This window comes from Nocardia arthritidis, from assembly GCF_011801145.1.
Lineage (GTDB): Bacteria > Actinomycetota > Actinomycetes > Mycobacteriales > Mycobacteriaceae > Nocardia > Nocardia arthritidis_A.
This window is the reverse complement of sequence record NZ_CP046172.1, coordinates 9799047-9820938: the sequence shown is the minus strand read 5'-3', so window position 1 is coordinate 9820938 and position 21892 is coordinate 9799047. Positions and strand designations below refer to the sequence as shown.

The 21892-nt window shown below is 67.3% G+C and carries 22 protein-coding genes; 12 read left to right on the top strand and 10 right to left on the bottom strand.

Annotated features, from left to right (window positions below):
- Nucleotides 1–32 precede the first annotated feature (32 nt).
- Complete coding sequence (locus F5544_RS44890; RefSeq protein WP_238846997.1) at nucleotides 33–878, top strand: DUF2786 domain-containing protein; 846 nt, start codon at nucleotides 33–35, stop codon at nucleotides 876–878.
- The gene (locus F5544_RS44885) at nucleotides 878–1384 is read left to right on the top strand and encodes a TIGR04338 family metallohydrolase (RefSeq protein ID WP_167478745.1); all 507 of its coding nucleotides are present in this window, start codon (nucleotides 878–880) and stop codon (nucleotides 1382–1384) included. The genes F5544_RS44890 and F5544_RS44885 overlap by 1 nt, the downstream gene beginning before the upstream one ends.
- Nucleotides 1385–1493: 109 nt before the next feature.
- Here the strand turns inward: F5544_RS44885 and F5544_RS44880 are convergent, their stop codons facing one another.
- The 4 genes from F5544_RS44880 to F5544_RS44865 form a co-directional block, all read right to left on the bottom strand.
- Nucleotides 1494–2480: an o-succinylbenzoate synthase gene (locus F5544_RS44880; protein ID WP_167478744.1), complete on the bottom strand. Its 987-nt coding sequence runs from the start codon at nucleotides 2478–2480 to the stop codon at nucleotides 1494–1496.
- A 73-nt stretch (nucleotides 2481–2553) separates the two neighbouring features.
- Nucleotides 2554–3357 carry an SDR family oxidoreductase gene (locus F5544_RS44875; RefSeq protein WP_167478743.1) on the bottom strand — a complete coding sequence of 268 codons (804 nt, stop codon included), beginning with the start codon at nucleotides 3355–3357 and terminating at the stop codon, nucleotides 2554–2556.
- Nucleotides 3354–3977, bottom strand: a complete 624-nt coding sequence (locus tag F5544_RS44870; RefSeq protein ID WP_167478742.1) for a TetR/AcrR family transcriptional regulator — start codon at nucleotides 3975–3977, stop codon at nucleotides 3354–3356. Before F5544_RS44870 ends, F5544_RS44875 begins: the two co-directional genes overlap by 4 nt.
- A 149-nt stretch (nucleotides 3978–4126) precedes the next feature.
- Nucleotides 4127–5296, bottom strand: a complete 1170-nt coding sequence (locus F5544_RS44865) for a thiolase family protein (protein WP_167478741.1) — start codon at nucleotides 5294–5296, stop codon at nucleotides 4127–4129.
- Between the two features lie 99 nt (nucleotides 5297–5395).
- Here F5544_RS44865 and F5544_RS44860 point away from each other — a divergent pair, with 99 nt between their 5' ends.
- The gene (locus F5544_RS44860; protein ID WP_174867537.1) at nucleotides 5396–5926 is read left to right on the top strand and encodes a winged helix-turn-helix transcriptional regulator; all 531 of its coding nucleotides are present in this window, start codon (nucleotides 5396–5398) and stop codon (nucleotides 5924–5926) included.
- A gap of 11 nt (nucleotides 5927–5937) precedes the next feature.
- Here F5544_RS44860 and F5544_RS44855 read toward each other — a convergent pair whose 3' ends face one another.
- Entirely contained in the window at nucleotides 5938–6582 is a 645-nt protein-coding gene (locus F5544_RS44855) for an NADPH-dependent F420 reductase (protein WP_167478739.1), read from the bottom strand.
- Nucleotides 6583–6672: 90 nt separating this feature from the next.
- Complete coding sequence (locus F5544_RS44850) at nucleotides 6673–7755, bottom strand: ABC transporter ATP-binding protein (RefSeq protein ID WP_167478738.1); 1083 nt, start codon at nucleotides 7753–7755, stop codon at nucleotides 6673–6675.
- A gap of 265 nt (nucleotides 7756–8020) precedes the next feature.
- On the opposite strand from F5544_RS44850, the gene F5544_RS44845 reads away from it, so the two are divergent.
- From F5544_RS44845 to F5544_RS44825, 5 genes are all read left to right on the top strand, one after another.
- Nucleotides 8021–8815, top strand: coding sequence for an LLM class F420-dependent oxidoreductase (locus F5544_RS44845; RefSeq protein WP_167478737.1), 795 nt, complete (start codon nucleotides 8021–8023; stop codon nucleotides 8813–8815).
- Between the two features lie 138 nt (nucleotides 8816–8953).
- Nucleotides 8954–10765, top strand: coding sequence for an ABC transporter substrate-binding protein/permease (locus F5544_RS44840; RefSeq protein ID WP_167478736.1), 1812 nt, complete (start codon nucleotides 8954–8956; stop codon nucleotides 10763–10765).
- Nucleotides 10766–10767: 2 nt separating this feature from the next.
- On the top strand, nucleotides 10768–11493 hold the full coding sequence (locus tag F5544_RS44835; RefSeq protein WP_167478735.1) for an amino acid ABC transporter ATP-binding protein: 726 nt from the start codon (nucleotides 10768–10770) through the stop codon (nucleotides 11491–11493).
- A gap of 97 nt (nucleotides 11494–11590) precedes the next feature.
- Nucleotides 11591–11887, top strand: a complete 297-nt coding sequence (locus tag F5544_RS44830) for a hypothetical protein (protein ID WP_167478734.1) — start codon at nucleotides 11591–11593, stop codon at nucleotides 11885–11887.
- A 123-nt stretch (nucleotides 11888–12010) separates the two neighbouring features.
- Entirely contained in the window at nucleotides 12011–12850 is an 840-nt protein-coding gene (locus tag F5544_RS44825) for an alpha/beta fold hydrolase (protein WP_167478733.1), read from the top strand.
- 99 nt (nucleotides 12851–12949) lie between these two features.
- On the opposite strand, the gene F5544_RS44820 is transcribed toward F5544_RS44825, so the two are convergent.
- Nucleotides 12950–13624, bottom strand: coding sequence for a glycoside hydrolase family 25 protein (locus F5544_RS44820; protein ID WP_167479941.1), 675 nt, complete (start codon nucleotides 13622–13624; stop codon nucleotides 12950–12952).
- Nucleotides 13625–13771: 147 nt separating this feature from the next.
- The gene (gene ggh, locus F5544_RS44815; RefSeq protein WP_167478732.1) at nucleotides 13772–15109 is read right to left on the bottom strand and encodes a glucosylglycerate hydrolase; all 1338 of its coding nucleotides are present in this window, start codon (nucleotides 15107–15109) and stop codon (nucleotides 13772–13774) included.
- A 168-nt stretch (nucleotides 15110–15277) separates the two neighbouring features.
- Between ggh and F5544_RS44810 the strand changes: the two genes are divergently transcribed.
- Together F5544_RS44810 and F5544_RS44805 are read left to right on the top strand one after the other, a co-directional pair.
- The gene (locus F5544_RS44810) at nucleotides 15278–15973 is read left to right on the top strand and encodes an SDR family oxidoreductase (RefSeq protein ID WP_167478731.1); all 696 of its coding nucleotides are present in this window, start codon (nucleotides 15278–15280) and stop codon (nucleotides 15971–15973) included.
- 58 nt (nucleotides 15974–16031) lie between these two features.
- Complete coding sequence (locus tag F5544_RS44805) at nucleotides 16032–16742, top strand: uridine kinase (RefSeq protein ID WP_167478730.1); 711 nt, start codon at nucleotides 16032–16034, stop codon at nucleotides 16740–16742.
- Nucleotide 16743: 1 nt separating this feature from the next.
- Here F5544_RS44805 and F5544_RS44800 read toward each other — a convergent pair whose 3' ends face one another.
- On the bottom strand, nucleotides 16744–17748 hold the full coding sequence (locus tag F5544_RS44800; protein WP_167478729.1) for a bile acid:sodium symporter family protein: 1005 nt from the start codon (nucleotides 17746–17748) through the stop codon (nucleotides 16744–16746).
- 104 nt (nucleotides 17749–17852) lie between these two features.
- Between F5544_RS44800 and F5544_RS44795 the strand changes: the two genes are divergently transcribed.
- The gene (locus tag F5544_RS44795) at nucleotides 17853–18227 is read left to right on the top strand and encodes a cupin domain-containing protein (RefSeq protein WP_167478728.1); all 375 of its coding nucleotides are present in this window, start codon (nucleotides 17853–17855) and stop codon (nucleotides 18225–18227) included.
- A gap of 1 nt (nucleotide 18228) precedes the next feature.
- On the opposite strand, the gene F5544_RS44790 is transcribed toward F5544_RS44795, so the two are convergent.
- Nucleotides 18229–18636, bottom strand: coding sequence for an SdpI family protein (locus F5544_RS44790; RefSeq protein WP_167478727.1), 408 nt, complete (start codon nucleotides 18634–18636; stop codon nucleotides 18229–18231).
- A gap of 373 nt (nucleotides 18637–19009) precedes the next feature.
- On the opposite strand from F5544_RS44790, the gene leuS reads away from it, so the two are divergent.
- Nucleotides 19010–21853 (top strand): leucine--tRNA ligase, encoded by a 2844-nt coding sequence (gene leuS / locus F5544_RS44785; protein WP_167478726.1) that lies wholly within the window; start codon nucleotides 19010–19012, stop codon nucleotides 21851–21853.
- The last annotated feature ends 39 nt before the right edge of the window (nucleotides 21854–21892 follow it).

The following is a 21892-nucleotide window of genomic DNA, read 5'->3' as shown; positions in this document are numbered from 1 at the left end:
TGCACTGGAAAGTCTGGCTAATCTGACTGTCGATGACTTCGCCCAACGCGGTTCCCGACCGGATGCTCACCCGCATCGGCGGGCTCTTGCGCCAGGCCGAATCGACCGATAACGAGCACGAGGCCGAGGCGTTTCTCGCGGCGGCGCAACGGCTCGCCACCCGGTCGTCGATCGACCTGGCGGTGGCGCGTGCGCACGTCGCGGGCCGGGAGCGGCGGCCGACGCCGGTGCAGCGGGTGATCCCGATCGGCGAGCCGGGCAAGAAGGGATTGCGAACCTACGTCCAGCTTTTCGTGGCCATCGCGCACGCGAACGACGTGCGCTGTGATGTTGCCCGCACCTCGACCCAGGTCTACGCGTACGGATTCGATTCCGATATCGATACGTGCGAGGCGCTTTACACCAGCTTGCTGGTGCAGATGGTCCGAGCCTCGGATCACTACATCAAATCCGGGCAGTACCGGTCCGCGACCGTCGAGAAGATCGTTGTCGAAAAGCGTTGGGGCAGAACGGTCGAGCGGCGGGTGCAGGCGCCGGTGGCGGCGGTGACGGCACGGCTGAATTTCCAGATGGCCTTCGCCGCGCGCATCGGCAAGCGGTTGGCCGAGGTGAAGGCCGAGGTCGAGGCGGAGGCGGTGCCCGAGGCCGCCGGCTCGACCGGCACCGCACTCGCCTTGCGCAACAAGGAGATCGAGCTCACCGACTTCTATCGCAGCACCTCGGAGGCGCGGGGCACCTGGCGCGGACCGGCCGCGTCGGCGGGACATTCGGCGGCGGCGCGACGGGCCGGCGACCGGGCGGGCAAGGCGGCGCGACTGGGAAATTCACCCGAACTCGGTTCCGCCAGGGGACAATTGACGTCGGGGAGCGACGGGTAGTGCGGGATGCGCAGCGCGCCAAGGTGTATGACGCCGAACAGTTGGTCCGTGGGGTTTTCGACCGGGCCGACGAATACGGCAACCGCACCGTCGAGCTGTACGGTTCGCAGCTGACCCTGCCGATCGAGCGCCGGTTCGCGTCGGTCGCGTCGGTGCAGAGCTACGCCGACAAGGTGTTGGCCTTGAATTGGGTTAGGGCGCAATGGGAGCGGGCCGCGGTAACGGTTCGGGTGCGCGCTCGCGCCGGTGCGACGGCGGCGCACTACGAGACGGCCGATGGAGTGCTCGCCGTCCCGCTGCACTCCGGCGGAACCGCCTGGGCGCTACGGGAACTCGTCGTGCTGCACGAGCTGACCCATCATCTGGAGCCGGATCCCGCCGAGGTCGCCCCGCACGGACCCGAATTCTGTTCGCGGTATCTCGAATTGGTCGATGGCGTGATCGGGCCGGAGGCCGCGCTGCTGCTGCGCACCACAATGCTCGGGTGCGGGGTGGAGATCGGCTGATCCGGTTTCGGATGAACCGGAATATGCGCCAGTCGCGTAGTGGGTTGGGATCTGCTGAGTCCTCGGGTCCCTTTGCCGCTCTGCCGGGGAAGCGGGCGCTACTATCCGGCTACTTTGCCGGAAGCAGGATTTCTTGGGCGAGTGGCAGCACACGGGCCAGTCGTTTGTGCCACCAGTCGACCCGCTCGGGATCGGGATGACGGTACTTCTCGATCAGGCCGGGGTCGGGGGCCGGGGCGGTGCGCGGCACGGTGAGGTATCCGTCGACCTGGCGCAGCGAGTCGGTCACCAGATCGCCGGTGAACAGGGATAAAGTGCCCAGGCCGCAGGCGAATTCGAGTTCCGGCAGTGCGGCGGCCAGCGCCAGTTGCGCGGCCAGCCCGACGCTGGTCTCCAGCGCCGAGGAGACGACGCAGGGCAGTCCGGCCGCGGCGGCCACCCGGAGGGCGCGCCGAACCCCGCCCAGCGGCGTGCATTTGATCACCGCGATATCGGCGGCGCCCGCGACCGCGACCCGCAGCGGATCCTCCGCGCGACGGATGGATTCGTCGGCGGCGATGCGGACATCCACCCGGCGACGCACCTCGGCGAGTTCGTCGATGGTGCGGCATGGTTGCTCGACGTATTCCAAACCGCCTGCGGCCCGGTCGATTTCCCGGATATCGGCGACCGCGGTTTCGACATCCCATACCGCGTTGGCATCCACCCGGACCGCGCCGGCGGGCCCCAGCGCGTCCCTGACCGCCTCGACCCGGGCCAGATCCTCGGGCAGCGAATCCGGGTGGTCGGCGATCTTCACCTTGGCGGTGCGGCAGCCCGAACCGGTGACGATGGCGTGCGCGCGCTCCGGATCCACCGCGGGCACCGTGCAATTGACCGGAATCCGGTCGCGCACCGGTTCCGGCCACCCGACGGCGATCTGTTCGAGCGCGGTGGCCAGCCAGCCCGCCGCCTCCCGATCGTCGTACTCGGGGAACGGGCAGAATTCACCCCAGCCGAGCGGACCCTCGATCAGCATCCCCTCCCGCACGGTGATGCCGCGGAAGCGGGTCCGCAGCGGGACGGCGTACACGAGGCTGGCGGTCGGCTCGATCATCGCCGCCAGCTTAACGGGCACAGCCGTCCTCGGACTTCGCATGGCCGGGAGCGGATGCCCAGCGTCAGGAAGGTCAGCGGAATTCGGCTACGTGGTCGATTGCCCACTGGGCGAAGGTGCGTGCCGGTTTTCCGGTCACCGATTCGGCGGTGGGGCCGACCGGGCTCGGTCCGGTTCCCGCCTTCGCCCACAGGTCGAGCACCGGCTGCCAGTAGAACTCCTTGGCCTGCTCGTAGCTCAGTTCGACCAGCTCGACCGGTTCGCCCAGCGCGGCGGCGATGGCGTCGACCTGCTGGCGGTGCGTCAGCGATTCGGGCCCGGTGAGCGGATAGATCTTGCCCGCGTGCGCCGGGTCGTCCAGCGCGGCGATCGCGGCATCCGCCAGATCGGCCTCGTGGATGGGGGTGAGCTGCAGATCCGGAAAGGGAAGGCGCACAACGCGTTCGGCCTTGATCGAGGGGAACCACTGCCGGGCATTGGCGGCGAAGGCGCCCGGCCGCAGGATCGTCACCGGCAGCCCCGATGCGAGCAGCGGGCGCTCGACCACGACATGTCTTGCGCCGATCGGATTTTGGTCGTTCGCCGCGGCGATCGACGACAGCAGCACGATATGTTCGACGCCCGCGGACCGCGCCCCGGCGATGAAGTTCTCGATGCCCTCGTCGAGCGCGTACAGGAACACTTTGTCCACGCCGTCCAGCGCGGCCGCGACCGCGTCCGGGTCGGTGAAGTCGAGACCGATCAGCTCGACACCGTCTGGCAGTTCGACTCGATCCGGGTGAGAGCTGGTGGCCCGCACGGGTTTTCCGGCTGTGCGCAGCGTTTCGATGACGGCGCGGCCGACACCGCCACCGGCACCGGTGACCAGGTAGGTCATATTTGTACTCCTTGTTCGTTGGATTCGGCGAGACGAGAGATGATGCGGCGCAGCTGTTCGCCGTAGTGCCGTTCGAATTCCGGTGTCTGCGGGTCGATTCCGAAGAGCGTGCGCACCTGGGCCGGTAACAGCACCGGCGCGGCGACCATGCCGAGGATGGCGAGCTGGTAGGCGGCCGGGTCGAGGTCGGCGGCGATTTCTCCGCGCCGCTGCCGCGTCCGGGCCTCGGCCAGGTCGGTTTCGGTGATCGGGGTGATGCCGGACGGGGTTTCGGCGTCGGACAGTCCGCGCCACATGAGCAGGCGCAGGCCGCGCGGGTCGTGCAGCACATGCTCGAGGTAGCGCAGTACGACATCGGCGAGCGGCAGCCCGGGATCGTCGATATCGCGTTCCCGCTCCTGCCAGTACCGCTGTAGCGCCGTGTACAGCCCGGCCTTGCCGCCGAAGTAGTAGGTGATCAGCTGCTTGTTCACACGCGCCCGTGCGGCGATTTCGCTCACCCGCGCTCCGGCGTAACCGTGCGCGGCGAACTCGTCGAGCGCCGCCTCCAGCAGGCAGCGCTTGGTGCGTTCGGCATCGCGCACACGGTCGGCGGGCTCGGGGGTTCGATGGGCGGTCACCTTCGCAGCATAACGCAGTACTTTACAAATGGCTAATTAATTTAGACACTTTGTTGATAGCTCGAAATGTGCTGAGCCGAACCGGGTTCGGCGTGGACATACGAAGGCGCGGCGCCCGGCCCGTGGGCCGAACGCCGCGCCTCGGCGACTCAAATGCGTTCGTAGATGGTGGCGTTCGCCAAACCGCCCGCCTCGCACATGGTTTGCAGGCCGTAGCGGGCGCCGCGATCCCGCATCGCGTGCACCAGCGTGGTGGCCAATCGCGCGCCCGACGCGCCGAGTGGGTGGCCGATGGCGATGGCGCCGCCGTTGACATTCACCTTGCGCATATCGGCGCCGGTTTCGTGCGCCCAGGCCAGCACCACCGGGGAGAAGGCCTCGTTGATCTCCACCAGATCGATATCGGACAGCTGAAGTCCGGCCCGCCGCAATACCTTTCGCGTGGCCGGAATGGGCGCGGTGAGCATCAGCAGCGGATCGTCGGCGGCCACCGCGAAGCTGTGCACCCGGGCCAGCGGCTTCAGTCCGAGTTCCTTGGCGCGCTCGCCGGTCATGATCAGGACCGCCGCGCTGCCGTCGTTGATCGGGCTCGCCGATGCCGCGGTGATCCGCCAGTCGATCTGCGGGAAGCGTTCGGCCATCGCGGGGTCGTAGTACGCGGGCTTGAGCTTGGCGAGGGTTTCCAGTGTGCTGCCGACTCGGATGCCCTCATCGGTCTCCAGCCCGTTGATCGGCGCGAGCTCGCTGGTGAACAACCCGTTTTTCGTTGCCAGCGCGGCCTTTTCGTGGCTCGACAGGGCGAACTCGTCGAGTTGGGTCCGGGTCAGTCCCCATTCGGCCGCGATCAGTTCGGCGCTGATGCCCTGCCCGACCCAACCCTGCGGATAGCGCGCGGCGAATCCGGCCCCGTTCGGATCGTCGGAGCCGATCAGGTTGGCGCCCATCGGAATTCGGCCCATCGATTCCACGCCCGCCGCGATCACGATGTCGTAGGCCCCGGCGATAACGCCCTGTGCGGCGAAGTGGATGGCCTGCTGACTGCTGCCGCACTGGCGGTCGACGGTCGTCGCGGGCACCGATTCCGGAAAGCCCGCGGCCAGCACCGCCCGGCGGGTCATATTCATGCCCTGTTCGCCGACCTGGGTGACGATGCCGCCGATGACGTCGTCGACCAGCGCCGGATCGATACCGCTGCGGTCGATCAACGCGCGCAGGCTGTGCGCGAGCAGATCCACCGCGTTGACATCGTGCAGCGCGCCATTGGGCTTGCCCTTGCCGATGGGGGTGCGCACCGCCTCGACGATCACCGCGTCTCTCATGGCGTTTCCTTCCGGATCGAGAGCCCGGCCGCCTTGCCTGGCTCTATCAACACATAGTCAGATTACGCCTGGCGATAGTTGAGGCAAGTCAGCTGGGCTATGATGTGCGTCATGGCAGCAGTGATGGAGGGCTCGCTCGCGGATCTGAGTTCGTGGAAGCCGGTGGAATGCTCGATCGCCAAGGCGCTCGATCTGGTCGGCACCCGGTCGGCGCTGCTGATCCTGCGCGAAGCCTATTACGGGACAACACGTTTCGACGGTTTCGCCGCTCGGGTCGGCATCACCGACGCGGCCGCCGCCAGTCAGCTGCGCAAGCTGACCGAATCCGGTTTGCTCGCCAAACAGCCGTACCAGGAGGAGGGCAAGCGCACCCGCCACGAGTACGTCCTAACCGAAATGGGCCGCGATCTACTACCGGTGGTGCTGGCCCTGATGCAGTGGGGCGACAAATACCTGCAGCCGGGCCCCGCACCGCTACTTCTGGTGGAGGAGTCGACCGGTGCGCCGGTGCGGGTCGAGGTGCGCAGTGCGAGCGGACGGGAGATTTCGTTGGAGGAACTGGGCGTGCGGTTGAACGAGGACTACATGCGGGAACGGAAGCGGCGGAAAGCCCCGGGGCGCAAAGGCTGACGGGTTTCGACTCAGTCGTGCCGCACCGCGAGGTTGATGTTCTCGGTGCCGAATGTGCGAGACAGGTTGATCCACAACATGACCAGCGGTTCGGTGCTTCGCGCGGTGCTCAGATCGCCGAGATCGATGATCTGCTCCGAACCCCACCCGAACGACCGCAACAGCCCGGCGACATCGGCCTTGGCCGTCGCATCGTCACCGCTCAGGAAGACGTTGTGCGGGCCGGGAACCCGGGACGGGTCCACCATGGTCTTGTTGTTCATGGTGTTGAGCGTCTTCACCACGCGCGCCTCCGGAAAGGCCCGCTGCAGTTCCTCCGCGACGCTCCCGGCCTCGGGAATCACCAGTTTCGGTCCGCCGCTGGTGAATTCGAGTCCGTTCGAGACGTCGATGATCACCTTGCCGCTCAGGTTCGCCGCGCCCGCCGCGGTGAGCGCGGCCACCGACGCCGTGCCGGCGGTGGCGTTGACGATCAGCTCGGCATCGGCCGCGGCATCGGCGAAAGTGCCGTGTGCGCCGCCGGTTTCGCGGGCCCACTCGCTCGCCGCCGCATTGTCGGCGGTGCGTGAGCCGAGCGTCACCGCATGTCCGAGCTCGACGAGCTTGCTCGCCAACCGCCTACCGACCTCACCGGTGCCGAATACCGCAATCTTCATCGTCAACTCTCCTGCCCTGCAAAGGCTTAACCGAGACTTCGAAGCTTACGGACGCGGCACCGGCCGCGCGGTCGTTTCGCCGTGGGCGTATCAGTGCAGCCTGCGCCCGTCGGCGGCGTCGAAGAAGTAGGTGTGCTCCGGGTCGGTCGACAGCCGCACCCGGGTGCCCTTGGCCGGCGGGTTACGCCAATCAGCCCGTGCCACAACGGTTTCCCCGGCGCCGTTGGACGAGCCGTCGGCAACGGTCCTGCCGTAGATGTAGGCGTCGGAGCCGAGCTCCTCCACCACGTCTACCTCCATTTCGATACCGTCCGAGCCGATTTCCAGATGCTCTGGGCGCACGCCGACCTGCACCGAGCCCTGCACGGCGTCGGCCACGTGGCGCGGCACCGGCAGCGCGTACCCGCCGAGTTGTACCGAGCCGTCGGTGATCGGCAGCGTGAACATATTCATCGCGGGCGAACCCATGAATCCGGCGACGAAGGCGTTGGCCGGATCCCGGTACAGGTCGCGCGGCGTCGCACACTGTTGCAGCAGACCGTCTTTCAGCACCGCCACCCGGTCGCCCATGGTCATCGCCTCGACCTGGTCGTGGGTGACGTACACGGTGGTGGTGCCGAGCCTGCGCTGCAACTGCGCGATCTGGGTGCGGGTCTGCACGCGCAGTTTCGCGTCGAGGTTCGACAGCGGCTCGTCCATGAGGAATACGTGCGGCTGGCGCACGATCGCCCGGCCCATCGCGACGCGCTGGCGCTGACCGCCGGACAGCGCCTTGGGTTTGCGGTCCAGATACGGCTCGAGGTCGAGCAGTTTGGCCGCCTCCTGCACCCGCTTTTCCTTCTCGGCCTTGGCGACCTTGGCCAGCTTCAGTGCGAAGCCCATATTCTCCGCGACGGTCATATGCGGGTAGAGCGCGTAGTTCTGGAACACCATCGCGATATCGCGCTCTTTGGGTTCGGCGTGCGTTACGTCCTTGGCGCCGATGAGGATTCGGCCGTCGTTGACATCCTCCAGGCCGGCGAGCATGCGCAGCGAGGTGGACTTTCCGCAGCCGGACGGGCCGACCAGAACCAGGAATTCACCGTCGGAGATCTCGAGATCCAGCGCGTCGACGGCGGGTTTGGTGGCACCGGGGTAGAGCCGCGTCGCACGGTCGAAGGTCACTGTGGCCATGACAAATCACATCCCATTCACCGGCAGGAACGTGCCGGACGATCCGAGTACAGGGTTGCGGCGATCTTACTGGGCGAAAGCCGATCCCGCAGGCGGCTGCGCGAAGTGATCGAACGGCTCGGCACCGCGCGGCGATTCGATGGGGGTGCCGGTCGGGCGACAGGTGCGCCATGCATCGCGCGGTGATTCGATTAGAGGTGGTGGTCGGGCGACGGGTGGGCCTAATGTCGTTTACGGAAGTAGATCCCGAAACCGAGGAGCCCTCATGAGTCGTCCGGTTCGTATCGGAGTTCAGCTGCAGCCGCAGCACGCACCGAAGTACGGACTCATCCGCGACGCGGTCCTGCGGGCCGAGGACGCGGGCGTCGACGTGATTTTCAACTGGGACCACTTCTTCCCGCTGTCCGGCGATCCGGACGGGGCGCACTTCGAGTGCTGGACCATGCTCGCCGCATTCGCCGAGCAGACCGAGCGGGTGGAGATCGGCGCGCTGGTCACCGGCGGCGGCTACCGCAATCCGGACCTGCTGGCCGATATGGCGCGCACCGTCGACCACATCAGCGACGGCAGGCTCATCCTCGGTATCGGCGCCGGGTGGTTCGAGAAGGACTACCTCGAATACGGCTACGACTTCGGGACCGCGGGCAGCAGGCTGGCCCTGCTGAAGGAGTACCTGGTCCGGCTCACGGCCCGGCTCGGAAAGCTGAACCCGCAGCCGACCAGGGAGATCCCGATTCTGATCGGCGGCGGCGGTGAGAAGAAGACGCTGCGTTTGGTGGCGGAATACGCCCAGATCTGGCACACCTTCGCCGATCTGCAGGTGCTCGATCGCAAGAACCGGATCCTGGCCGAGCACTGCGCGCAGGTCGGCGCCGATCAGACCAAGATCGAGCGGTCGGTGCAGTGGCCGGGTGCGGATCGGGCGCTGAAGCTGCACGAGGCCGGGGTGTCGCTGTTCACCGTCGGGGTCAGCGGACCCGATTACGACCTGGCCGAGGTGCGCGAGGCGATTCGCTGGCGCGACGAGGTGAACCCGGAGCCGGTCAACGGACTGGCCTGATCCGGTTGCTCGATAGCGGCTTCCCGTGCCGACGGAATTCGGATCACGACGGTCTCGATTCCGCCGTCACGGGCGACTGGTCAGGCGACCGGGGGTTGCCGCGAATTAGCAGGTGGGCGGCGGCTAGGGTTACCTATCATGGCTGGTCTGCCCGCTGTGCGCACTTACTCCGCCGGTTCTCGTTCGCGGGCACGGTCTCGTTCGATACTCGCCGTGCTGCTGCTCGCCGTCGGTATCGCCGCGACGGCCTGCGGTTCCGGCGGCGGCGGTCCCTCCCAGTGCGCGCCGCCCGGTATCGCCGCGGCCTCCGCCGCACCGACGAATCTGGCTACCGGGACCGGCGCGGGCGTCGACCGCTACACCACCGACGGCGTGGTGCCGCTGAACGCCGTGGACACCTCGAAGCTCGGCTTAAGCACGCCGGGCAAGCTCAGCGTCGGCACCATCTCCGACGCGCCGCCGAGCATCTGTGTGAACGCGGCGGGCGTGTACACCGGTTTCGACAACGAGCTGTTGCGCGCGATCGGCGCGAAACTCGGTCTGCAAGTGGAGTTTTCGGGTACCGAATTCGCGCCGCTGCTATCCCAGGTGGCCGGCGGGCGGTTCGATGTCGGCTCGTCGAACATCACCACCACCGACGAGCGCCGCAGGCTGGTCGGCTTCACCAACGGCTACGATTTCGGGTACTTCTCCCTGGTGTTGCCGAATGGCAGTGCTATCAAAGGCTTTTCGGATCTGAATCGCGGCACCAGGATCGCCGTCGTACAGGGCACGGTCCAGGACGACTATGTGGTCAATCAGCTGCACCTGGATCCGGTGAAGTTCCCGGACTACAACACCGCGTACGCGAACCTGAAGTCCGGTCAGGTCGACGCCTGGGTCGCCCCGTCGGTGCAGGCCCAGGGTCTGGTCAAACCGGGTGACGGAACCTCGGTGGCGCAGAACACCTTCAGCCTGGACAATTTCGTCGGCTACGCGGTGCGCAAGAACAACCAGCCGCTGATCGACGCGCTGAACAGCGGGCTGGACGCGGTGATCGCCGACGGCACCTATGCCCGGCTGTACGCCGACTGGGTGCCGCGCCAGCTGCCGCCCGGCTGGAAACCCGGTTCGAAGGCCGCACCGGTGCCCCAGCTCCCCGACTTCGCGGCCATCGCGGCACAGCACAAGCCGGACGATACGGCGCAGCAGGCGCCGAAATCCACACTGCGACAGTTGAAGGACACCTTCCTCGACTGGTCGTTGTACCGCAAGGCATTTCCCGATCTCTTCAAGACCGGCTTGCCGAATACCCTTGTGCTGGCCCTTGTTTCGGGCGCGCTCGGCACCGTACTCGGCATGCTGCTCGCGGTGGCGGGCATCTCCCGCACCCGTTGGCTGCGCTGGCCCGCCAGGGTGTACACCGACATCTTCCGCGGGCTGCCCGCGGTGGTGATCATTCTGGTGATCGGGCTCGGCGTCGGCCCGGTGGTCCGCGATATCACCGGGAACAATCCGTACTGGCTCGGCGCGATAGCGCTGGCATTGCTCGCCTCCGCGTACATCGGGGAGATCTTCCGCTCCGGTATCCAGTCGGTCGAGCCGGGGCAGCTGGAGGCGGCGCGCGCCATCGGTTTCGGCTACCGGCAGGCAATGACCTTGGTGGTGATTCCGCAGGGTGTGCGCCGGGTGCTGCCCGCGCTGATGAACCAGTTCATCGCGCTGATCAAGGATTCCTCACTGATCTACTTCCTCGGACTGCTCGCCTCCCAGCGCGAGTTGTTCGCGGTGGGCCGGGATCTCAACGCGCAGACCGGCAATCTGTCCCCGCTGGTCGCGGCCGGGCTGGTGTACCTGCTGCTGACGATTCCGCTCACCCACCTCGTCAATTACATCGACCGGCGGATGCGGACCGGTCCCGATCGGCCGATCGATCCGGTCGAGCAGGCCGTGATCACGGAAGGGCGCTGACCATGAGCTCGTCACTCACCGGTACCGGACTGCATCTTCGGCTCGGCGGCAATCAGGTGCTGCGCGGTATCGATATCCATGTCGACGCGGGCAAGACGACGACGGTGATCGGCCCGTCCGGTTCCGGGAAGTCGACGCTGCTGCGGGTGTTGAACCGGCTGCACGAACCCGATGCGGGCGATGTGCTGCTGGACGGCAAGTCGGTGCTCACCGAGAATCCGGACCGGCTGCGCCAGCGCATCGGAATGGTGTTCCAGCACTTCAATCTCTTCCCGCACCGTACGGTGGCCGACAATGTCGCGCTCGGTCCGCGCAAGCTGCGCGGCCTGTCCAAGGAGGAGGCCAGGGCGCTCGCGCTGGAGCAGCTGGAGGTGGTCGGCCTGCGGGATAAGGCCGACACCCGGCCGTCGAACCTGTCCGGCGGGCAGCAGCAGCGGGTGGCCATCGCGCGGGCGCTGGCCATGCGCCCGGAGATCATGTTCTTCGACGAGGCCACCTCGGCGCTGGATCCGGAGCTGGTCAAGGGTGTGCTCGCGCTGATGGGCGAGCTGGCCGCCGGCGGTATGTCGATGATCGTGGTGACGCACGAAATGGGTTTCGCCAGATCGGTTTCCGACACGGTGGTGTTCATGGACGCCGGGCAGGTCGTCGAGACGGGGACGCCGGACGCGGTATTCGACGCCGCCGAGACGCCGCGCCTGCAACGGTTCCTCTCCCAGGTGCTGTGACATACCGGCTATCGAATAGCTACATGCATGGATGCGCATCCGTTAGGGTATCCGGGGTTCGTGACTCATAAGTCCGCACACGGAAAGAGGCATCCGGATGACTACGGCACACGCAGAGCACACCGGACACGATCACCGGCACGGCGACGGCTGCGGCCACCTCGCCGTCCAGCACGGTGATCACATCGACTACGCGCACGATGGCCACCTGCACCGCGAACACGACGGCCACTACGACGAATGCGAGCCGACCGGCCACGTCCAGCACGCGACGCACGACCATGTGCACGGCGAGGGCTGCGGTCATACCGCGGTCCGGCACGGCGATCACGTCGATTACCTGCACGATGGACATCGGCACGCGGCGCACGACGGTCACTACGACGAGCACTGAGTTCTAGCAGCGCGCAGCGATTCGATGAGGGGTGGTGGTCGGGCGACGGGTGGGGCTGAGTCCTGTCTCGAACCGCTGCCCAGCCGATCTTCGCGACAAGCCTGAGGGGTTAGAGTCGGGGCCGTGCTGGAAGCGATCAACATTCCCACGGCCGCCGGAACCTTCGACGCGCTGTCATCGGGCGCACCGGGCGGCCGGGAAGTCCTGCTGCTGCACGGCTTTCCGGAGTCGGCCGCCGCATGGGAATTCCAGTTGACCGCGCTCGGCGGCGGCGGATGTCATGCGGTGGCGCCCAACCAGCGCGGTTACTCCCCGGGCGTCCGGCCCGAACGGGTCGCCGAGTACCGGCTCGAAGAGCTGGTGGGTGATGTCGCGGCCATCGCCGACGAACTCGATTGGCGGCGTTTCGATTTGGTCGGCCACGATTGGGGCGCGTATGTCGCGTGGGCGTTCGCGGCCGAACAGCCGGAGCGGGTCCGCAGCCTCACCGCGGTTTCGGTGCCGCACCCCGCCGCCTTCCTGAAGGCCATCGCGGAGGACGAGGATCAGGCCCAGCGGTCCGCGTACATGCAGCTGCTGAGGCAGCCGCGGGTGGCCGAGCGGACACTGCTCGCCGACGACTGCGCCGCACTGCGCAAAGCCTTCGAATGGAAGGTTCCGCAGGAGCGGATCGAGGAGCACGTCGGCCGGTTGGGGCAGCAGGAGGCGCTGACCGCCGCGCTGAACTGGTACCGCGCAATGCATTTGAGCGGTCCGGTCGGGAAGGTCGAGGTGCCGACGCTATATGTCTGGGGCACCGAGGATTCCGCCGTCGGGTCGACCGCCGCGCTGGCCGCGGAAGGATATGTCCGCGGGCCGTATCGATTCGAGATGCTGGAGGACGTCTCGCACTGGATCCCGAAGGAGGCGCCCGAGGCGTTGACCCGGTTGATAATGGAACATCTACTGGCGCATCGGGTTTGAGCGACCACGGTTTGCGTGAGTCCCGACCGCAGTGGGTTTGCCGACGTAGCCGCAACGAATCCGCTACGCCCGAGGGGGCGTAGCGGATTCGTCGCATGTTCACATATGCGCGAAGCGGGCGAAATCGCCTTGGGCGCCGCTGTATACGTTGACATCGGTGCCGCCGTTGATGCCGGGAATGTTGCCGCTGTCGGTGGTCTGCCAGAACGTCCAGGTAGGCCAGCCGCCGGGTACCTCGGGTGCGGAGTTGCCACGGTAATCCGCGATCCACAGTGGGTAACCGGTGAATTCATTGCTGTCGGCCATCGCGGTCTGCCAGAACCGGGGATAGGTGTAGATGATCGGTGTCCGGCCGGTGAGCGCCTGGACGGTGTTGAGATACCGGTGCGTCCAGTTGATCAGCGCGGCGGGTGCGAGGCCGCCGGAGCTCTCCAGGTCGAGCACGGGCGGCAGGTCGAGTGGGCCGTTCTGGCCGAGTACCACGGTCGAGTAGAGCGCGGCCTGTGCCTCCGGCGCCATATTGGGCCGCGCGAAATGGTATGTCCCCCGGGCCACTCCGGCCGTGCGCATGAGCAGGCTGTCCTGGACGAAATAGGGGTTGACGTAGTTGAGGCCCTCGGTCGCCTTCACCATGGCGAAGTCGTGCCCGGCGCGTTTGACGGAGAACCAGTCGATCGCCCGGCCGTCGATGTGCTGCCATGACGAGACATCCGGGCCGCTCGGCGCCGCGGCGGCCATGGCATTTGCGGTGAGGATGCCGGTAATGGCGATCATGGACAACGTTGTCGCGCAGCGCCGGATGTTCGCTCTCCAACTCGTGGTATCCATGGCGTCAGACGATAGCCATTTGCTCTAGATGTGACCAGAGTTTCGGATGGTGCGTTTGCGAATTGGTAGCTCGAACCTGTCAACGCGGCTGGATCAACCCAACCAGTCCAGTACCGACGCCGCGGTCCACGACTGCTGCATGCTGCCGAGCGGTTCACCGGTGAACGGTTCGTAGTACTCCGCGAAGCTGCCGTCGCTGGCCTGGCGCAGTCCCTCGGCGCGCAGCATATAGGCGCGTTCGGCCCACCCGCGCCGGGCGAACACCCAGGAAAACAGCCAGCTCATCACCGGCCAGACCGGCCCGCGCCAATATTCGCGCGGCCGGAAATCCTTGGATACCGGCGAGGTCGATGGCGGCAGCGCGTAGCGCAGATCCGGATGTCCGCAGAAGCGCGGACCCTCGAACACCCGCAGCAGGCTGCGCTCGGTTTCCCTCGGCAGGCCGCCGCACAGCAGCGGCGCGAACATGGCCAGGGTTTCGGTGGTGATCCAGCGCTGTAGCCGCACATCGAAATCGCGGGCGGCGCCGGTGCGCGCGTCGGTGGTCGCGATGACACCGTCGCGGAACCGGTCCGCCCAGCCGAACAGCTCGCGGACCTCGGCATTCGGCTGGTGATACTCCTCGCCGATCTGCGCGAGCACCTCACAGGAGAGCGCGAATATCGCGGTGACGAAGACATCCTCGACGGCGAAGCTCATGGTCGATGCGAGCTGGTAGTCGTCGTAACCCGCGCGGCGCATCTGTTCGACCAGCCACAGATACCGTTCGTATTCGCGGTCGCTGGGCCGCTGCGTCGGATCGGACACCACCGCGATATCCGCGCGCTGATACGGCGGCAGCTCGCCGGGAATCACGTTGGCGTAGGCGCGATCCCAGCGCGGCGAATTGTCCATCCCGGATTCCCAGCCGTGGTACAGCGTGATCCGGCCGCTCTCCTTCGGGTCGCGCGCATGCGCCAGCCAGCGGTGCCAGCGCACCAGATCGGGCCAGCGGCGGTTCAGGAATTCCTCGGCCACCGCCCTGGTGCTGCGGCCGTGCCTGCGTGAATGGTCCAGGATGCGCTGCACCGCGATGGCGTGCACCGGCGGTTGCGTGATGCCCGAGGTATCCGGTCCGTCGGGGGCGTTGGCGGCCAGCTTGCGGCACTCCCAGCGGGCCGGGCCGGGAAAGTATCCGTCGACGCCGTTGGCGAAGACGATGTGCGGGATCATCCCGTTCTTCCACTGCGCCGAGAGCAGCGTATCGAGCTCGATCACCGCGCGTTCCACGCTCAGCGGGGCCAGCCCGACCGCGACGAAGGCGGCGTCCCAGCTCCACATGTGCGGATACAGCCGCGGCGCCGCGCTGGTCATGGTGCCCAGGTCGTTGCCACGCAGCAGGTACGCGGCGCGGGCCGCGAGCTGAGTGGGGGTGAAACCCGGATGTGCCATCCAACTATTCTGCGATGTCACCGGTAGATACGCCCGCCCTGCGGTACCTGGTCGTGATTCGGTCGAGCTGAGCGCGGCATACCCCGTCATGTATGCAAGCATCGCGGCGCGCGCCCCGGATGCTACCGATCTTGACGTGTCCTTTTCGGGGCTCGCTACGGTTGCTCTATGACCGAGCCCGTGACCAGCACCCCACCGCCCGTCGCACTGATCACCGGCGCCAGCCGCGGCCTCGGCGCGGCCATCGCCCGCGCGCTCGCGCCGACGCACGAACTGTTGCTCGGCGCGCGGTCCGCGGATTCGCTGCGCAAGATCCTGGACGAATTGCCAAGCGCCACCGGCTGGCCCGTCGACCTCACCGACTATCCGGTGGTCGCCGCCGCGGCCGCGGCGATTCCGCGCCTGGACGTGCTGGTGCACAACGCCGGAATCGCCGATATCGGCACCATCGCCGACTCCTCGGTGGAGCAGTGGCGAAAGACCTTGGAGGCCAACCTGATCGCGGTCGCGGAGCTCACCAGGTTGCTGCTTCCGGCCCTGCGCAGCGCGAACGGCCATGTGGTGCTGATCAATTCGGGTGCGGGCCTGCGTGCGAATCCGGGCTGGGCGTCCTATGCCGCGAGCAAATTCGGGTTGCGCGCCTTCGGCGACGCGCTGCGGCTGGAGGAGCCGTCGCTGCGCGTCACCTCGATTCACCCGGGCCGCATCGACACCGATATGCAGCGCGAGATCATCGCGGGCGAGGGGCGCGAATACCACCCGGACGAATTCCTGCGCGCCGAGACCGTCGCATGGACGGTGCGCAATGCCATCGACACCCCGCGCGATGCCCATCCGACCGAAATCGTCCTGCGCCCATACTGATTCGCCCCGCCGGATTGACGTCTGTCGCAGCGGCGAGCGGCCCGGATACTCTCGGGCCATGCGATCACATCCGGCAGTGCGGCATTCGGTGTCCAGCTGGCAGCAGCCCTTGCCCGGTTCGGCATCGTCCGAGCGGAACACCCTGGTGACGCGGGTTGCCGAGCGGGTGCTCGCGCTGCCCGTCACCCGTCCGTTGGTGGCCGTCGACGGGCCGACCGGTGCGGGCAAGACCAGCTTCGGTCACGAACTGGCCGAGCGGATCGCCGGTACCGGACGGCAGGTGCTGCGGGCCAGCCTCGACGACTTCAAGCGGCCATGGCGCGACCGGCACCTCTACGACCGTGAGTCGGGAGAAGGGTACTACCGCAACGCTTTCGACTACGACGCGGTGGCGCGCCTGCTGCTCGAACCGCTCGGTCCGGGCGGTTCGGGCGATTGCGCGCTGTGCGGCATCGATCCGCTCACCCAGATCGATCATTCCGCCGTCCGCACCCAGGCGGCCGACGACGCGGTGCTGATCGTCGACGGAGTCTTCGCGCTCCGTCCGGAGATAAACCGTTACTGGAACTATCGAATCTGGTTGGCGGTGAACGCCGAGACCGCGTTCCGGCGCGGCGTCGAACGGGACGGCGCCGATGCCGCCGACGTGCACCGCGACCGCTACGCGGTCGCCGAGCAGGTGTACGTGGACGAGGTCGATCCCGCCCGTCGGGCCGACATCGTCATCGACAATTCGGCATTCGACCGTCCATCGATCGTCCGGGGCTGAATTACGCCGCCTCGGGCAGCGCCTGATCCGCCGCGCCGGATTCGTCGGTGCGCGACCAGCGCTGGGCGAGCACCGCGCAGGTCATCAACTGGATCTGATGGAACATCATCAGCGGCAGCACGATCAGGCCGATCGGCTGACCCGTGAAAAGCACGGTGGCCATGGGCAATCCGGAGGCGAGGCTCTTCTTGGAGCCGCAGAACACGATGACGATCCGGTCGGCCCGCTCGAATCCGAGCATCCGGCCGAGCACCATGGTGACGCTCATCACCAGCGCGAGCAGGCCGGCGCAGACGGCGGCCAGCGCGAGGATGCGCCACGGCGACATCATGTGCCAGATACCCTCCACCATGCCCGCGCTGAAGGCGCTGTAGACCACGAGCAGGATCGAGCCGCGATCCACCAGCTTGGTGGGTTCCGCGTAGCGCTTCAGCCAGCCGATGACCTTCGGCCGGATCAGCTGGCCGATCAGGAACGGCACCAGCAGCTGCAGCACGATGTCGAGGATCGAGGAGAAATTGACCTTGGCCTCGCCCGTGGTGTTCATCAGCGCGATCACCAGCAGCGGGGTCAGGAAGACACCCAACAGGTTCGAGGTGGTCGCGCTGACGATCGCGCCGGGCACATTGCCTTTCGCGATCGAGGTGAACGCGATGGAGGACTGCACGGTGGACGGCACCAGGCACAGGAACAGCAGGCCGGTGTACAGGTCGTCGGTGAGCACATGCGGTTTCAGCACCACGGCGGCCAGCCCGAGCAGCGGGAAGACGATGAACGTGCAGCCGAGCACCACGGTGTGCAACCGCCAGTGGGTGAGCCCGGCCAGCGCCTCGCGCGGGGCCAGGCGGGTGCCGTAGAGCAGGAAGAGGATGGCGATGGCGATCTTGGTGGCCCAGGTGACGACGTCGGCGAACGAGCCGCGCGCCGGGAACACGCTCGCTACGCCGACCGTGGCGAGGATCGCGAGGATGAACCCGTCTATATAGAACCTGCTCAGAAACCGCACGGCGACACGCTAACTCCGGCCCGCGCCGCGGCCTCGAAATGGTGACGCATCTCGCAGAATCATAGGACGATTGATCTTGCCTGCCCGATGGTTTGATGGAGGTCATGACGGCGCGACGCGGACTGCGGCCGAATCCGCCGCCGGCCACGGGTACCGCGAGCCGGGAGTGGTTCCGATTCCGCCTGGGCGGCCGCGAATATCTGCTCCGCCAGACCCGGATCGAACCGGGCGGCAGCAGCGGCTGGCACTATCACGATGGGACGCTGCTGGTGCTGGTCGCGCGCGGCACCCTGGATCATCCTGGCGCCGACCGCGTGCCGGTCACCTATCGGCGCGGCCGCGTCTTCGTCGAGCCGAGCGGTCCGCGGTATCCGCACGTCGCGCGGAATCGGGGCACGACGCCGGTGACGTTGTTCGTGCTCTATCGGAATCCGGTGGGCAGCCCGCTGTCCCGGCCGGTCGAATCGCCCGGGGAGTAGTTCAGTTCGCGGTGGAGCAGGCGTCGCGCAGCGAGCACGCGCCGCATGCCTGGCCGCAGCCCTCCGTCACCGGGACCGGCGCGAGATGGGCGATGGCATTGGTGGCCGCGTTCGCGCCGCCGCCGAGGGTGAATACCGCGATGACGGCCACCGCGATGGGCACCACGATGGCGACGGGGCCGGTGGCGGCGAAGGTGACGAGGCCGCCGGCGAAGAGCAGCACGCCCGCCGCGACGGAGGTGGGGGCGGCGACGCGGTTCGCGATCCGGAAGGCCTCGTCGCTGGCGAGGGCGGTCTCGGTGTGCACACCGACGAAGCGGTTGCGCGGGAGCCGACCCGTCAGCCCGAGTACGCCGGTTGCGATGGCCACGGCGGCCAGCACGAACAGGACGAGAGCGACGACGAACACCCATGCAGGCTAGCGCACCGCTCGGTATCGTCGCCCGCCCGCACCTTCCCGCACCTGTGCACCGGGCCGGGATCAAGATCGAGCAATTATTCAGCAGCCGGTGTCGCACGGCCCGGAAGAGCGCATTCCACATTGCCGAACGCGCGGCCGGACGCACAGCAAACGCACCTTTTCACACCGAGCGGTCGATCGGTGTGAAAACGCGAAAGTTGGTGTAACGCAAGGCATCACACATAGCGGATCGGGCCGGCGCGGCAAACCGGAACGCCGCTGCGGCAAATTCAGCACGGCCCATGCGCCGGACCCGCCGATGCCACGTTCTACCCTGATAGACGTAGTTTGTCGGGGATCGCGATAACAAGAAGGCAGGACCGTGCAGGACACCCGTGCAACCGAAAGCGATGTACCCCAGCATCGGTACAACGCGGAGCTTGCCGGCCGCATCGAGCGGCGGTGGCAGCGGACGTGGAACGAGCGGGGAACCTTCCATGCGCCCAACCCGGTCGGTCCGCTGGCCGGTCCGACACCCGCCGACAAGCTATTCGTTCAGGACATGTTCCCGTACCCCTCCGGTGCGGGACTGCACGTCGGGCATCCGCTCGGCTACATCGCCACGGACGTCTTCGCGCGGTTCCACCGGATGCGCGGACGCAATGTGTTGCACGCGCTCGGCTACGACGCGTTCGGCCTACCCGCCGAGCAGTACGCGGTGCAGACCGGTGCGCACCCACGGGTCACCACCGAGTCGAATATCGCGACGATGCAGCGGCAATTGGATCGCCTAGGCCTCGGCCACGACCGGCGCCGCTCGTTCGCGACCACCGATCCCGAGTACTATCGTTGGACCCAGTGGATCTTCCTACGCATCTACAACGCCTGGTACGACGAGGATTTGGGGCGCGCCCGCCCGATCGGCGAGCTGGCCGCCGAATTCGCCTCCGGCGCAAGGCCGACACCGGACGGCCGCTCCTGGGATGCGCTGACCGCCGCCGAGCGGGCCGCCGTACTCGACTCGTATCGCCTGGTGTACCAGACGGATTCGATGGTCAACTGGTGTCCCGGGCTCGGCACGGTGCTGTCCAACGAGGAGGTCACCGCCGACGGCCGCAGCGAGCGCGGTAACTTCCCGGTGTTCCGTAAGCGCCTGTGGCAGTGGATGATGCGCATCACCGCGTACTCCGACCGGTTGGTCGACGATCTGGAGCGGCTGGACTGGCCCGAGAACGTCAAGGCCATGCAGCGCAACTGGATCGGGCGCTCGCGCGGCGCACAGGTGAAATTCGATTCGCCCGCGGGCTCGATCGAGGTGTTCACCACCCGGCCCGACACGCTGTTCGGCGCGACCTACGTCGTGCTCGCGCCGGAGCATGAACTGGTAGACCGGCTGGCCGCCGCGCAGTGGCCGGACGGCGTCGATCCGCGCTGGACCAACAACTCCGCGAACCCGGTGGAAGCCGTTGCGGCGTACCGCAAGTCGATCGCCGCGAAATCCGACCTGGAGCGCCAGGAGAACAAGGAGAAGACCGGCGTCTTCCTCGGCGCCTACGCCACCAATCCGGCCGACGGCGCCGCGGTGCCCATCTTCATCGCCGATTACGTACTCAGCGGCTACGGCACCGGCGCCATCATGGCGGTGCCCGGCCACGATCCGCGCGACTGGGAGTTCGCCAACGCCTTCGGATTGCCGATCGAAGAGGTCGTCGCGGGTGGCGACGTGACCGAGGCGGCATACAGCGGCGATGGCGAGATCGTGAATTCCGGCTTCCTGAACGGCCTTTCGGTCGAGGCTGCGAAGGCGGCCATCATCGCGAAGCTGGAGGCCGACGGGCACGGCCGCGGCACCGTCCAATACAAGCTGCGCGACTGGCTTTTCGCCCGCCAGCGGTACTGGGGCGAACCGTTCCCGATCGTCTACGACGAGGACGGCGCACCGCACGCGCTGCCCGAATCCATGCTGCCCGTTCGGCTTCCGGAGATCGACGACTTCGCGCCGGTCACCTTCGACCCGGACGACGCCGCCTCCGAGCCGTCCCCGCCGCTGGCCAAGGCCACCGACTGGGTGAACGTGGAACTCGACCTCGGCGACGGTCCGAAGAAGTACCGCCGCGACACCAACGTCATGCCGAACTGGGCGGGCAGCTCCTGGTATCAGCTGCGCTACGCCGACCCGACCAATTCGGAGGCCTTCTGCGCCAAGGAGAACGAGCAGTACTGGCTCGGCCCGCGCACCGGTGAGCACGGCGCGAACGATCCCGGCGGCGTCGACCTGTACGTCGGCGGTGTCGAGCACGCGGTGCTGCACCTGCTCTACGCGCGCTTCTGGCAGAAGGTGCTCTACGACCTGGGTGACGTATCGGGCAGCGAGCCGTACCGGCGGCTGTTCAACCAGGGCTACATCCAGGCGTTCGCCTACACCGACGAGCGCGGCGCGTACGTGCCCGCCGCCGAGGTGGTCGAGCGCGATGGCAAGTTCTTCTGGACCGATACAGCGGGCGCCGAGATCGAGGTGTTCCAGGAGTACGGCAAGATCGGCAAGTCGCTGAAGAACGCCATCTCCCCGGACGAGATGTGCGATCTCTACGGCGCGGACACCTTCCGCTTCTACGAGATGGCGATGGGCCCGCTGGATACCTCGCGCCCGTGGGCGACCAAGGATGTCGTCGGCGCGCACCGGTTCCTGCAGCGGGTGTGGCGACTGGTGGTGGACGAGGAGTCCGGCGCGGTGCGCGTCACCGACGGGCAACCGTCGGACGAGACGCTGCGCCTGCTGCACAAGACCATCGCCGGGGTGGACGAGGATTATGCCGCGCTGCGCGACAACACCGCGGGCGCCAAGCTGATCGAGCTCACGAACCATCTCACCAAGACCTACCCGGACGGCGCGCCCCGCTCGGTGGTCGAACCGGTGGTGCTGATGCTCGCCCCGCTGGCACCGCATATCGCGGAGGAACTCTGGGAACGCTTGGGCCACAACGAATCCCTGGCGCACGGCCCCTTCCCGGTGGCCGATCCGGCGCTGCTGGTCGACGCGTCGGTGGAGTACCCGATCCAGGTGAACGGCAAGGTGCGCAGCCGCATTCAGGTGCCCGCCGATGCCGACAAGGCCGCGATCGAGGCGGCGGCACTGGCCGACGAGCGGATCGCCGAACTGCTCGGCGGTGCGTCCCCGCGCAAGCTGATCGTGGTGCCGGGGCGTTTGGTCAATATCGTCGCTTGATGGGCGCTGTCGACGGCCCCGCGCGTAAAGCGCAGGGGC